Source organism: Martinezella rhizogenes (assembly GCF_007002745.1).
Lineage (GTDB): Bacteria > Pseudomonadota > Alphaproteobacteria > Rhizobiales > Rhizobiaceae > Agrobacterium > Agrobacterium cucumeris.
This window is the reverse complement of the sequence record NZ_SGNY01000009.1, coordinates 36,983-49,329: the sequence shown is the minus strand read 5'-3', so window position 1 is coordinate 49,329 and position 12,347 is coordinate 36,983. Positions and strand designations below refer to the sequence as shown.

11 protein-coding genes are annotated in these 12,347 nt (G+C 59.9%); 3 read left to right on the top strand and 8 right to left on the bottom strand.

Going from position 1 to position 12,347, the window contains the following annotated elements:
* Positions 1–41 precede the first annotated feature (41 nt).
* From EXN68_RS21995 to EXN68_RS21970, 6 genes are all read right to left on the bottom strand, one after another.
* Positions 42–320 (bottom strand): phosphopantetheine-binding protein, encoded by a 279-nt coding sequence (locus EXN68_RS21995; protein WP_142842865.1) that lies wholly within the window; start codon positions 318–320, stop codon positions 42–44.
* Positions 313–1,152 carry a siderophore-interacting protein gene (locus EXN68_RS21990; protein WP_142842864.1) on the bottom strand — a complete coding sequence of 280 codons (840 nt, stop codon included), beginning with the start codon at positions 1,150–1,152 and terminating at the stop codon, positions 313–315. The genes EXN68_RS21995 and EXN68_RS21990 overlap by 8 nt, the downstream gene beginning before the upstream one ends.
* A gap of 235 nt (positions 1,153–1,387) precedes the next feature.
* Complete coding sequence (locus EXN68_RS21985; protein ID WP_142842863.1) at positions 1,388–2,341, bottom strand: ABC transporter substrate-binding protein; 954 nt, start codon at positions 2,339–2,341, stop codon at positions 1,388–1,390.
* Between the two features lie 23 nt (positions 2,342–2,364).
* Positions 2,365–3,429: a FecCD family ABC transporter permease gene (locus tag EXN68_RS21980; RefSeq protein ID WP_142842862.1), complete on the bottom strand. Its 1,065-nt coding sequence runs from the start codon at positions 3,427–3,429 to the stop codon at positions 2,365–2,367.
* A complete protein-coding gene (locus tag EXN68_RS21975; protein ID WP_142842861.1) occupies positions 3,426–4,439 on the bottom strand; it encodes a FecCD family ABC transporter permease in 1,014 nt (337 codons plus the stop codon). The genes EXN68_RS21980 and EXN68_RS21975 overlap by 4 nt, the downstream gene beginning before the upstream one ends.
* Positions 4,436–5,236 carry an ABC transporter ATP-binding protein gene (locus EXN68_RS21970; protein ID WP_142842860.1) on the bottom strand — a complete coding sequence of 267 codons (801 nt, stop codon included), beginning with the start codon at positions 5,234–5,236 and terminating at the stop codon, positions 4,436–4,438. Before EXN68_RS21970 ends, EXN68_RS21975 begins: the two co-directional genes overlap by 4 nt.
* A 214-nt stretch (positions 5,237–5,450) precedes the next feature.
* On the opposite strand from EXN68_RS21970, the gene EXN68_RS21965 reads away from it, so the two are divergent.
* The gene (locus EXN68_RS21965; protein ID WP_142842859.1) at positions 5,451–6,752 is read left to right on the top strand and encodes an NtaA/DmoA family FMN-dependent monooxygenase; all 1,302 of its coding nucleotides are present in this window, start codon (positions 5,451–5,453) and stop codon (positions 6,750–6,752) included.
* Positions 6,753–6,754: 2 nt separating this feature from the next.
* Here the strand turns inward: EXN68_RS21965 and EXN68_RS21960 are convergent, their stop codons facing one another.
* Positions 6,755–7,531: an IclR family transcriptional regulator gene (locus EXN68_RS21960; RefSeq protein WP_142843011.1), complete on the bottom strand. Its 777-nt coding sequence runs from the start codon at positions 7,529–7,531 to the stop codon at positions 6,755–6,757.
* Between the two features lie 300 nt (positions 7,532–7,831).
* Between EXN68_RS21960 and EXN68_RS21955 the strand changes: the two genes are divergently transcribed.
* Complete coding sequence (locus tag EXN68_RS21955; protein WP_142842858.1) at positions 7,832–9,898, top strand: TonB-dependent receptor; 2,067 nt, start codon at positions 7,832–7,834, stop codon at positions 9,896–9,898.
* A gap of 225 nt (positions 9,899–10,123) precedes the next feature.
* On the opposite strand, the gene EXN68_RS21950 is transcribed toward EXN68_RS21955, so the two are convergent.
* Complete coding sequence (locus EXN68_RS21950) at positions 10,124–11,311, bottom strand: acyl-CoA dehydrogenase (RefSeq protein ID WP_142842857.1); 1,188 nt, start codon at positions 11,309–11,311, stop codon at positions 10,124–10,126.
* A gap of 97 nt (positions 11,312–11,408) precedes the next feature.
* On the opposite strand from EXN68_RS21950, the gene EXN68_RS21945 reads away from it, so the two are divergent.
* A complete protein-coding gene (locus tag EXN68_RS21945; RefSeq protein ID WP_142842856.1) occupies positions 11,409–12,335 on the top strand; it encodes a LysR family transcriptional regulator in 927 nt (308 codons plus the stop codon).
* Positions 12,336–12,347: the final 12 nt, after the last annotated feature.

Here is a 12,347-nt window from a genome sequence, read left to right as displayed (position 1 = left end):
AGGGACATCGCGCCAGGCGCGAAAAATCCTGTTGGCGGGGATCAGTCTCCCACGCGCGCCCGTTCGATCAGCGCCTGCCAGGCGGCAAGAGTGGGCTGCCGGGCCAGCTCGTCATAGTCGAGACGCGTTCCGGCAAGCTGCGAAAGCGGCGGGATGAGGCGCATGAGGGCGAGCGAATGAAGCCCGTGGCCGAACAGGTTGTCCCCCGGTTCGATATCGTGCGCCTCATCCTCCAGAACCTCGGCAAGAAGTGCCTTGAGGTCTGTCAGCATCGTTCCCGCCTCCAGCATGACATCCGCCGCCGCCGTGGGCTCATTCATCGAAATGATCGTGAACGCCGCTGGCGCCGCGCCGCCAGTAACCGGAGGCGCGCGTCCATTTGGGGTTTGCGCCGAATTCTTCGATCAGGAGGGCACGAATCTCCTTTGCAGTCTTGGATTCGCAGGCGACCCAACTGCAGAAATCGCCCTTCGGCAGCTCAAGCTTGCGCAACGCGTCAGTCAATGCGTCGTGATCGGTTCCGCTCGCGGTGTTTTGCGTCACCCAGATGATCGAAGCGTCAGCCTTTGTGGCGATGTCCAGACGGTCCGCATCCGTTTCAACCTCGATCAGCGCCACAGCCCGTGTGCCTTCCGGCATTTCTTCGAGCCGCCGCGCCAGCGCCGGAAGGCCGGTATCGTCGGCGATCAGCAGATGCCAGTCATAGGTGAAGGGAACGGTGAAAGAGCCGCGTGGACCGGCGATCCACGCCCGGTCGCCCACCTTTGCGGCTTTCGCCCAGTTACTGGCGGGGCCGTCATGATGGGTGGCGAAATCGATTGCGAGTTCGCCCTTTTCGGCATCGAAGCTGCGCGGCGTATAATCGCGCGCCAGCGGGCGCGGTGCGCCTTCCGGGAATTCAAGGCCGTTCGGGCCGATCACCGGCAGGGTCGGCTCGGTTTCGCCGGGAAGCGGGAAGAACATCTTGACGTGATCGTCAAAACCGAGGCTCGCAAAGCCCTCCAGTTCCGGGCCGGTGAGGATGATGCGCACCATGGACCGGCTGAGCTGTTCCACCCGCGCAACATCGAGGCAGCGCAGCTTGACGGCGTGGCGATGACGTTTCGGAGTACGGTCCGGAACGGCGGTTTCGATGCTGTCGGTTATGCTCATGCTGTTGTCTTTCGTGGGATGTTGCCGACGGGTTCGGCAGTCTCGTTGTCCCGGATCGGCGTGCGGGATGATCGCTAATCGGAAGTGTCATCCGGCGCGATAATCCGGCATCGTTGCTTCAAGATGTGCAAACCATAACAGGCGCTTCCGGCCGTCGCAATATAACTTTACACAAAAACTCAAGTTTATGGCCGGCGCATGAAATACGCGCCGGTACGCGCTGTTTTCAAGAATATCAGGGGCGGCCCGCCCAGCCTTCCACCGCGTCCAGCGTGTGCAGGGCGCTGGGAATGGAAGGCGTCGTGACCCTGGTGGAATCGAGGAACACGATCCTGCCTTCGCGGGCCGGTTTCACGAAACGTTCCCAGCCGGGAATGATCTTTTCCAGTGCCGCGCGCGTTCCATCCTCGCCGCGGGCAGGGCTGTTATAGCTGTTCATCACCACCAGCAGATCAGGATTGAGCTTGCCGAAAGCCTCGGCACTCAGCGGCATGGCAAGGGTGGAGCCAAGCCCGCCGGAAGAGGCGGCGTTATCGATTTTCAGCCGGGCATAACCGAGATCCTCCAGTGCCTGCACCGCGCCGGACATGTCGCCGACAGCATTGATCTGGTCGGTCAGCAGGATCGCAAGATAGGTCTTGCCTTTGACATCTTCGCCCAGCGTCTTTTTGACCGCGGCAAGTTTGGTGTCATAGGCTTTTCGGCGTTCGGCGAAAGCGTCGCTCCGACCCACGAGACCGGCAAGATTTTCTTCCACGCTGAAACCATAGGCATGGCCGGTGCTGACCTTTTGCAGATAGACGGGCGCTATGGTGGAAAGCTGCTCGGCCTTGCCGCCATCCATTTCCGTTGCCACGATCAGATCCGGCTGCAGCGCCCGCAGCTTTTCGAGATCAATCTGGCCGACTGCGCCAAAACCCTTGGGTTTCGTACGGCCTTCGCCAAGAACGGTATCGATAAAATCGACGGCGGTGGCGAATTTGCCGTCGCTGTTGCGGCCATAGGCGCCGACCACATTGACGCCGAGATCCATCAGCGGCACGCCCAGGAGCGGCTCGTGCATGACGACGATGCGTTGCGGCTTTTCCGGAACGGAGACGGTGCGGCCGGCGGCATCGGTCACGCTGCGCTCGGCGGCAAGGCTCGTTCCAGCGGTCAGAAAGGCGGCGAGTAGGATGGCAATTCGCATGGCATTCCCTTTATTCAGTTCATTCAATGGCTGTTGGTTCTGCGCAGCGCCTGCAGGCGCAGCGTGAGGATGAAAAGCGGCACGCCGATCAGCGTCAGCGCAAGGCCGATCGGCATCGGCGTATCAGCCACCAGCCCGCGCGACAGCGTATCGGCGGTTACCACCAATATGCCGCCGGTGAGCCCCGACAGGAAAAGCCTGGCCCGGCCAACGGCGGGCGAAACGAAAGTGGCGAGATGCGGGGCGATGACGCCGAGAAAGGTGAGTGGGCCGACCGCCGTCACGGCTGAGGCACTGAGGATGACCGCGAAAACAATGACGAGCGGGCGCGAATGCCTGATGGTTTCGCCAAGCGCCATGGCCATCTCGTTGCCGAGATCGAAGACCGCAAGCGCCCGACCGATGAGGAAAATACCGGTAATGCTTCCGACAAAGAGCGGCGCGAAAACGAGGATGGTCGACCAGCTTGCCTGAAACAGCGAACCCGCCATCCAGTCGGCCAGTGAAAGCGACGTTTCCGCCGGTGTGTAGAGCAGAAGCACAGATGAGACGGAGGAAAGGGCGGATTCGATCGCTATCCCCATCAGCAGAATGGCAAGTCCGCTGGAGCGTTCACGTCCAACAAGCGCGATCAGGAGGAAGGCCACAGCCAGACCGCCGCCGACGGCCGCCAGCGCTACCATGGTTTTCGGCGCGGCCGGCACCAGCACCAGAAGCAGCATGATGGTGGTCATCGACCCCTGGCTCAGACCAAACAGGCCGGGATCGGCGAGCGGATTGCGGGCGACGGATTGCAGCATGGCGCCTGCCAGTGCCACACTCCAGCCGGCCATGAAGCCGAGCAGAATGCGCGGCAGCCGCACCGTCCATAGCGCATAGGCCTGATCGTCGCTCAGATGCCCGCCGGCAAGGCCGCGCAAAAGGTCGAACAGACCGGTTTGGGTATTGCCGAGGCTGACGGATATGGCGGCGAGCACAAGCGCCAGCCCCATCAGCGCGAGGCCGGCCTTCAGATTGCCGATGCCGATTTGCAGACCGCTCGGCAGCCTGAGCACCGCTTTGCCATCGGTGGCGAAATGTCGTTTCATGACAGCCCCCTTTGCGAAGGCGAAAGATAAAAGCGCTTGACGATGACGATGAAGACGAGGCCGCCGAGCAGGTCCATGAACAGCCCGGTATTGACCACATAGGGCGCAAATAGAGTTTGCGCGCCAAGGTCGGCCAGCACGCAGAGGCCCGCGCCGACAAGGGCGGACGCCGGCAAAGCGAGCGTGAAATTCACGCCGACCAGCGGCCGGATCATATGCGGCACAATGAGGCCGACGAAACCGATCGGGCCGCAGATCGCCACGGCCGAACCTGACGCCAGCATGGTGGCGAAGAGCGCGATCCGGGAAATACGCGTCACGTTCACGCCGGCGGAGGCGGCCTTTTCCGCGCCCAGCAGAACGAGCGTCAGCGGTCGTGCGACCGACAACAAAATCACCAGCGCAATGGCTCCGATCCACCAGAAATCGGTGAGCCGCGCGGCATAGACGTGGTTGATATTGCCGCCCACCCAGCTTAGAAATTCGCTGCGCCGTGTGGGGTTTGATAACAGCAGGGCATTGGTTACGCCGATCAGCAGCATCGAAACCAGAGCACCGGCGAGGATGAGCGACAGGCCGCGCGGATCGTTCGACCGTCCGGCAAGGCGCGCGACGAAGAAGCAGGCGATGAAACCGAAACCGGCGCCCGCGAGTGCGGTAAGCCCCTGTATTTCGGGAGAGACATCAAACACCAGCGCGCCGGTGACCACAAAAAGCGTCGCACCGGCATTCAGCCCAAGGGTGGAGGGTGAGGCGAGGGGATTGCGGACAAGCCCCTGCAGCACGCAGCCGCTGACGGCCGTAGTCGCCCCCACATAGATCGCAATCAGCGAGCGCGGGATTTGCTGATAGAGAAGCACCGACTGTTCATAGGTGTCGGCCTCGCCGCGCCAGAGCGTTGCCGCGATTTCGGCAAGCGGCATGTCGCCGCTCATGACGAGCAGATTGATAGTGAGGATGGCGGCCAGCAGCAGCGCGGCGGCAAAAATCAGTGTTATTTTCGAGGTCATGCCGGAATGGCCTGTTCCTGCCGCTCCAGCCTGGGCACGCAGATGAGCCGCCCCTGACGGGAGAAGATATCGGCTTCGAGATCGAAGACCTCGGCGACATTTTCGGGCGTGACGGTTTTTTGAACCGGCCCGGATGCCAGAACCCGCCCGGCTTTCAGCATGATGACATCATCGGCGAAAGTGGAGGCGAGGTTGAGGTCATGCAGCACGACGATCACGGTCTTGCCGTGCCTGTCGGTCAATTCGCGCACGAGGCCGAGAACGGCATATTGATATTTCATGTCGAGATGGTTGACCGGCTCGTCCATCAGGATCACGTCGGTATCCTGAGCCAGCACCATGGCGATGAAGGCGCGCTGGCGCTGGCCGCCGGACAGCGTGTTGACCTGTGCTTTCGCCTTGTCTTCCAGCCCGACGGTCTTCAGCGCCTCGGCAAAAAGTGTGCGGTCGCGCTCGGTCGGGCCGCCGCCAAGCCCGTAGCGGGCGTAACCGGCAAGCTCAACCAACTCGCCAAGCGTCATATAGTCAGGGCAATGGCATTCCTGCGGCAGATAGGCGATGCGGCGGGCGAGTTCCCGGCGTCCGATTTCGCCGATCAAACGCTCACCCAGCCTTATTGTGCCTGATGACAAAGGCAGGAAACCCATGATGGTTTTCAACAGCGTCGACTTGCCGCAGCCATTCGGGCCGACCAGCGCCGTCACCCGCCCGGCCTGGAAACGGGCGGACAGTCCTCTCAAGACGGGGACGTGTCCGTAGCTGGCGTGAAGGTCCGTCGCATCAAGCACCGGATACAACTCCTATTATTCATTCGGCCATGCGTCGAGACGTCGCACAGCCGTTATAAGTATTTGAATTTAAATATCGATCTTGCGAAAAACGGATCTCGTTCCGGCAAGCGCGACGCTCTGATCTTGAAGCGACACTAAACTATAGTAAAATTCTCCACAAATCGAAATTTGCCGATTCAACCCGCAGATTTTTTCCCGGTTATTTCAGTCGAGGTGCATTATGTCAGTCGCAGCCAAGCTCCATGTCGGCATGTCGCTGGCCCCAACCTGGCTCAGCGGCGAGGCGTGGCGGCGCGCGAACAGCGATATAGATGGGGTGTTTTCCAGCGATTATTTCGTCGATCTGGCGCAGCGCGCCGAGGCGGCGCATGTGGATTTCGTCTTCCGGCCCGATACGCTTTTTCTGCGCACCGAAGGGCTGGAAACCGGCGGCGGATTTGCCAGCATGGACCCGACCATGCTTCTCGCCGCAATCGCCCGGGAGACCAGTCGCGTCGGCCTGTTATCCACGGTTTCGACGACCTTTCTGCCACCCTATGTGGTTGCCCGCCAGATTCAGTCGCTGAACTGGCTGAGCAATGGCCGGGCGGGCTGGAACATCGTCACCGCCCTCGACGGCCACGAAAATTTCGGCCTCAAGCAAATGCCGTCGCCGCAGGAGCGTTATGAACGCGCCGCCGAATTCACGCAGGTGGTGCGGCAGCTCTGGGCAAGTTTTCCGAACGAGGCGTTGAAGCTCGACAGGGAAAGCGGGCGTTTTGCCGATTCCTCGCTGGTGCGGCCGGTTGCGCATGAAGGGCCGCACTTCAGCGTCAAAGGCCCGCTCAACCTGCCGGCCCATGCCAGCCGCATTCCGCTGGTGCAGGCGGGTGCGTCGCCGGAAGGCCGTGATTTTGCCTCGTCGGTGGCGGATGCGGTCTTTGCCTCCACGCCGGATATGCAGGCGGCCATCGAACTCAGGGCGGATCTGCGCCGCCGTGCCGAGGGGCATGGCCGCAAGCCGGATGGGGTGAAGCTGATGCCGGGCCTCAGCCTCTATCTGGCGGAGACCCAAAAGGAGGCGCTGGAACTCTTCGCGGAGACCCATGCTCGCGCCAACCGTGCCCGTGCCTTTGCCTCCATCCGCGACATGACGGGCCTTGATCTCTCGGATTGGCCGCTCACACGGATCGTCACCGTTTCGGATTTGCCATCGCCGCCTGAAACACCCAGAAGTCGCACCCATGCCAACCTCTTGCGCCGGTTGATCGAGCGGGAAACCTTGAGCGTCGGGGACCTGCTGCAAAGGCCGGAAGTGATGGGGTCCGGCCATTGGCAGGTCATCGGCACCGTGGAGGATGCTTTTGAAACCATTCGGGAATGGGCGCAGGCCGGTGCGATAGACGGTTTCGTCGCGGTGCCCGGCGGGTCTGTCGCGTCAATGCGGCTGGTATTGGAGCGGTTGCTTCCCAGGCTTGGCGATGCCGGGCTTTTCCGCACCGGCTATTCCGGCCACACCTTTGCGGAGCATCTGGCCGAATAGGTTTACGATCCGCCGGATTCGCCTGTGGCTTTTCTGGCCGTTTCGAGCAGTCGCGAAAAATGTCCCTCGGCCTCGGCGGTTGCCAGGAAGGATACGGTGGTGACGACACAACAGATTTCGCGCTGGGCGTCGAAAACCGGGGCCGCCTTTCCCGTCAGAGCGGAAAACAGATGTTCGTTGAGTTCCGCACCGCCTGCCTCGCGGATGGCGTTGAGAACCTTCGCCTCTGGTCGTGCGCCGCGAAAGGCGGCCGGCTGCAATTTGCGCACGGCGGCAATTCTGTCAGCCGGGAGGTAAGCCTGAAAAACCAGCCCGCAGGCGCTGTTGTCCAGCGGCAAAACATCCCCGAGCGCCACGGTACTGATGGAGAAGCTGGCGCTCCTGTGCCATCGCACCACAGTCGGGCCGCGATCGGTCCAGATCGCCACGCCGCAGCTGGCGCCGATCTGCGAGGCCAGATTCTTCATCTGGCGACCGGCGGTCTCGACCGGATTGATTCGTCGCAGCGCGCTGATGCCAATCCCCAGTGCCGCCGGTCCGAGATCGTAGCAGCCGCTTGCGGGATCCTGGGTCACCAGTCCTTCCCGCACCAGACTCTGCATATAACGGTGCGTGGTGGAACGGCCGGTGCCGGCGCGTTTGGCCAGTTCGCCAAGCGCGACTGCCGTCTCTGATTTTGCAAGAAGATCGAGAAAACGCGCCGCGATCGACACGGATTGAATGAGCGCCGAACGCTTCTCGCCCTCGTTCTCAGGCAGGTCATCGGCATCGTCATTCATGGCGTTCAAGCCGATTCCCTCATTTTTGAATTGCGTATGCCTAACGCATCGGCCCGAAAACCGGAATTGATTTCTGGCAGGAAAACCGGCCGTTGCGACACTTTGCCAATCGTGGCGCTGAGGCGTGGTCGATAAATTTTGTTGTAAATATGGCACATCCCGTTACGGAACCCCGGTTGTCCGCAATGCAGAACGTATTCTCTATTGCGAAACAGATAACGCTTCCGTTACTTGAATATGACTTTAATACTCATGTTTATTTAGGGGTGTGTTATGGGGTTTCGCTCTAACGGTCGTTTGATGAACGGGGTCAGCGTTCTGACGCTGGCGACGCTGTTTGTAACGCCGGTCCTGGGTCAGGATCAACAGGCTGAGACAGCGGGGACGACCGTTCTCAAACCGATCGTCGTGACCGGTGAAAAAGTGGCGCGTGATATGAAGAACACGGCGTCGTCCGTTTCGGTCATATCCAGCGAGAAAATCAAAAAGGAAAAGACCGGCGACCCGACCGTTTCGGATGCGATCAAGGATATTCCGAACGTCGTTTACACCGACAATGTCAGCGCCCCGATCATTCGCGGACAGGACACGCAGGGACCGAATACGGGTTCCATCGCATTCTTTACCGGCACGGTGCCGCGCGCCACGATCAATGTCGATGGTCACTATCTCGGTTATAACGAGTTCATCTATGGCGCGACCTCCATCTGGGATGTCGACAGCATCGAGGTCTTCCGCGGCCCGCAGACCACCTCACAGGGTGCGAACGCCATTGCCGGCGCCATCCTCGTCAATACCAAAGACCCGACATTTACGCCGGAAGCGAGCTATCAGGCCGAGATCGGTAATTATCACCAGAAGCGTGGTTCCTTCGCCTTTTCCGGTCCGCTGATCGAAGACGAACTGGCGGCACGCATGGCGATCGACTATTCCGGTCGTGACACCTTCATCGACTATATCAATTCCGCTTTTGCCCATGACGGCACGGATCAGAACTTCAAGGAGTTCAACGGTCGTTTCAAGCTTCTATGGGAACCTTCGGAAATCCCCGGCCTTTCGACCAAGCTCACCTATTCCTATAATGCTTCCAATCGTCCGAGCCAGGAAGCGGCATCGCGTCCTTTCGAGGATCTGAACCATATCACCAACACGATGCCGAGCTTCAGCCAGTATACCAATACCGGCATCCTCGACATCAACTATGATTTCGAAAATGGTGTGAAACTGTTCAACCAGACGCAGTTTTCCTCCTCCATCGCCAAGCGCAGGGTCGGCATTGCCAATACCGGCGATGCCGATATCGACCTGAAGAACACCTCCCACGAAACCCGTGTGACCTTCGGTGATCAAGAAGATGTGTTGAGCGGCGTGGCGGGTATTTTCTACGCACATACGAAAGCCGATGAAGTGCTTTATCTGCGCGGAACATCGCGCTTCAACGACACCAAGGATAATCTCGGTCTCTTCAGCGAACTGAGCTATCGCCTGACGGATCAATGGACGCTGACCGGCGGTCTGCGCTACCAGCAGGACCAGATTCAGCGCAACGGTTACAGAACGCTGAGCGCCACAAGCAGAAGTTCGGTCAATTATGACGAGACTTTCTCTGAAATTCTGCCGAAGGCCTCGCTCGCTTATTCCGTGAATGATGACTGGACGGTGGGCGGTTTAATCAGCCGCGGTTACAATCCCGGCGGCGTTGCATTTGACCTGACGACCAGCAAATGGCGCACCTTCGACAAGGAAACCATCTGGAACTATGAGCTCTTCACCCGCGCCAGCTTGCTGGATGATACGCTGACGATCAACGGCAACCTGTTCTACATGGACATGAAGGATGCGCAGTTCAACGTGCCGATCGTCGTGTCCACGGGCATCAGCGAATCCTACACCGTCAATGCCGAAGAAGCCCATGCTTACGGCCTTGAAATCGGTGCCGATTATCAGGTTCTCGACAATCTGACGCTCAAGGCCAGCGCCGGTTTGCTGAAGACGAAAATCGACGAGATTTCCAGCAATTCCGCCTATCTCGGCAAGGAATTCGCCAAGTCACCCGGTTACAGCTTCACCATCGGCGCCAGCTGGGACGTGACGGACAAGTTCACCGTCTCGGGGCAGGTGCGCCATCTCGACGGTTATTACTCCGACACGGATAACAAGGCCGTTTATGCGATCGAGCCCTATACGATCGCGGATGTGCGGGCGAGCTACAAGTTCCAGGAGGAGCTTGAATTCTACGCTTACGTCAAGAACGTCTTCGACGAGCGTGCGCCGACGCTGATGAAGGAGAACCGCGGCATTGGCGGCATCGAGGCCAGCATGACCGAACCGCGCATGTTCGGCATCGGCGTTCGCGGCACCTTCTGAGCCGTCACCCGAACTGAAAAACAAAAAGACCTCCGAAATGATTTTCGGAGGTCTCAAGCTGCGGCAAAACTTGTCTTCCGCTTGTCGTCATCCTCGGGCTTGTCCCGAGGATCCAACCACGTAGCGTAAAATCAATCCGTCGCAGATGCTCGGGTCAGGCCCGAGCATGACGAAGGAGAAGTTTTAGGCCTCTGCAAAACCTAATTCCTCGACACCGAGAAAGCCTCAGAAAAACGCCTGAATGCCCGTCTGCGCCCGGCCGAGGATCAGCGCGTGAACGTCATGCGTGCCCTCATAGGTATTGACCGTTTCAAGGTTCTGGGCGTGGCGCATGACGTGGTATTCGATCTGGATGCCGTTGCCACCATGCATGTCGCGGGCCTGGCGGGCAATATCCAGTGCCTTGCCGCAATTGTTGCGCTTGACGATGGAGATCATTTCCGGCGCCATCTTGTGCTCGTCCATCAGCCGGCCGACGCGCAGCGATGCCTGAAGGCCGAGTGCGATTTCGGTCTGCATGTCGGCGAGCTTCTTCTGGTAAAGCTGCATGCCGGCGAGCGGCTTGCCGAACTGCTTGCGGTCGAGGCCATATTGAAGGGCACGGAACCAGCAATCTTCGGCAGCGCCGAGCACGCCCCAGGAAATGCCGTAGCGGGCGCGGTTGAGGCAGCCGAACGGGCCTTTGAGACCGGAAACATTCGGCAGCAACGCGTCTTCACCGACTTCGACGCCATCCATGACGATCTCGCCGGTGATCGAGGCGCGCAGCGAAAGTTTGCCGCCGATCTTGGGGGCGGAAAGGCCCTTCATGCCTTTTTCCAGTACGAAGCCGCGGATCTGGTTGTCATGGGCTTCCGATTTCGCCCAGACGACGAAGACATCGGCGATCGGCGCGTTGGAAATCCACATTTTCGAACCGCGCAGGCGATAGCCGCCGGCGATCTTTTCGGCGCGGGTCTTCATGCCGCCGGGATCCGAGCCCGCATCCGGCTCGGTGAGGCCGAAACAGCCGATAAGTTCACCGGAAACGAGGCCGGGCAGATATTTCTTCTTCTGCTCGTCCGAGCCATAGGCAAAGATCGGGTGGATGACGAGCGAGGATTGCACGCTCATCATCGAGCGATAACCGCTGTCGATCCGCTCCACCTCGCGGGCGACGAGGCCGTAAGCCACGTAGCTTGCATTGGCCGCGCCATATTCTTCCGGCAGGGTGACGCCGAGCAGGCCGGTGCGGCCCATCAGCCGGAACAGTTCCGGTTCGGTCGTTTCAGAAAGATAGGCTTCCGATACGCGCGGCAGGAGTTCGGATTTGCCGAAGGCGGCGGCGGCATCGCGGATCATCCGCTCGTCGTCGGTCAGTTGGTCTTCGAGCAGGAAAGGGTCCTGCCAATTGAATGCTGCGCGTTCGCTCACTTTATGCCTCCGGATTTGCTGACCGGATTATTGGTAATCGCCCCAGATGGCACAAGCCATGTTTACTCATTTTTGCATTACCTTTAGTAATAGCCGCATGACATCTCTCAGTCGCAAACTCCTGCCCTCCACCAGCGCGCTTGCCGCCTTTGATTCCGTTGCCCGGCTTGGCAGCTTTTCGGCTGCTGCGGACGAACTGGCCCTGACGCAAGGGGCGATCAGCCGGCAAGTTATGTCACTGGAAGAGCAGCTTGGCGTGCGCCTGTTTGAGCGCGGCGCGCGCGGCGTGGCGCTGACGGCGGAGGGTAAAACTTACGCGAAATCGATTGCCTCGGCTCTTGGTGAGATACGCTCCGCCTCCCTGCAGCTCATGACCAAAACGCATGGCAATACGCTGAACCTCGCGATGTTGCCCACCTTTGGCACCCGCTGGCTTCTGCCGCGCATCCCCGATTTCGTCTCCAGCCATCCGGAAATCACCATCAATTTCGCCACCCGCATCGGCCAGTTCGATTTCGAGCGTGAACAGTTGGATATGGCAATCCATATCGGTCAGGCGGATTGGCCGGGGGCGGAAAGCACCTTTCTGATGCATGAAATGGTGGCTCCAGTATGCAGCCCCCAGTTTCTCAATACGCATCCAGTGGAAAAGGCAGGGGATCTCGCCGCCCTGCCGTTGCTGCACATGGCCTCGCGGCCGGGGGCGTGGGGCCACTGGTTTGAAAGCCTTGGCCTGTCGCTTGCCCTGCCGCAGGGCATGCGGTTCGAGCAGTTTTCCAGCGTGGCGCAGGCCTGCATCGCCGGGCTTGGCGTGGCGCTGATGCCGCTTTTCCTGATCGACAACGAGTTGAAATCGCGGCAATTGGTGAAGGCCTTCGATCATCAGGCCAAAAGCCCAAGCTCCTATTATGCGGTGGCGCCGCTTTCTCGCGCCAATCACGTTCCGGTCGTGCTGTTTCGCGACTGGCTGGTGCGACAGGTGGAGGCCTATCGCGCGACAAATGGTTTGCCGCTGCAAAAATAACCGCACTTTTTT

Excerpts from the sequence above, each read along its gene's own strand:
- EXN68_RS21995 (WP_142842865.1), bottom strand. The coding sequence starts at position 320 with ATGAATGAGCCCACGGCGGCGGCGGATGTCATGCTGGAGGCGGGAACG.
- EXN68_RS21990 (WP_142842864.1), bottom strand. The coding sequence starts at position 1,152 with ATGAGCATAACCGACAGCATCGAAACCGCCGTTCCGGACCGTACTCCG.
- EXN68_RS21985 (WP_142842863.1), bottom strand. The coding sequence starts at position 2,341 with ATGCGAATTGCCATCCTACTCGCCGCCTTTCTGACCGCTGGAACGAGC.
- EXN68_RS21980 (WP_142842862.1), bottom strand. The coding sequence starts at position 3,429 with ATGAAACGACATTTCGCCACCGATGGCAAAGCGGTGCTCAGGCTGCCG.
- EXN68_RS21975 (WP_142842861.1), bottom strand. The coding sequence starts at position 4,439 with ATGACCTCGAAAATAACACTGATTTTTGCCGCCGCGCTGCTGCTGGCC.
- EXN68_RS21965 (WP_142842859.1), top strand. The coding sequence starts at position 5,451 with ATGTCAGTCGCAGCCAAGCTCCATGTCGGCATGTCGCTGGCCCCAACC.
- EXN68_RS21960 (WP_142843011.1), bottom strand. The coding sequence starts at position 7,531 with ATGAATGACGATGCCGATGACCTGCCTGAGAACGAGGGCGAGAAGCGT.
- EXN68_RS21955 (WP_142842858.1), top strand. The coding sequence starts at position 7,832 with ATGAACGGGGTCAGCGTTCTGACGCTGGCGACGCTGTTTGTAACGCCG.
- EXN68_RS21945 (WP_142842856.1), top strand. The coding sequence starts at position 11,409 with ATGACATCTCTCAGTCGCAAACTCCTGCCCTCCACCAGCGCGCTTGCC.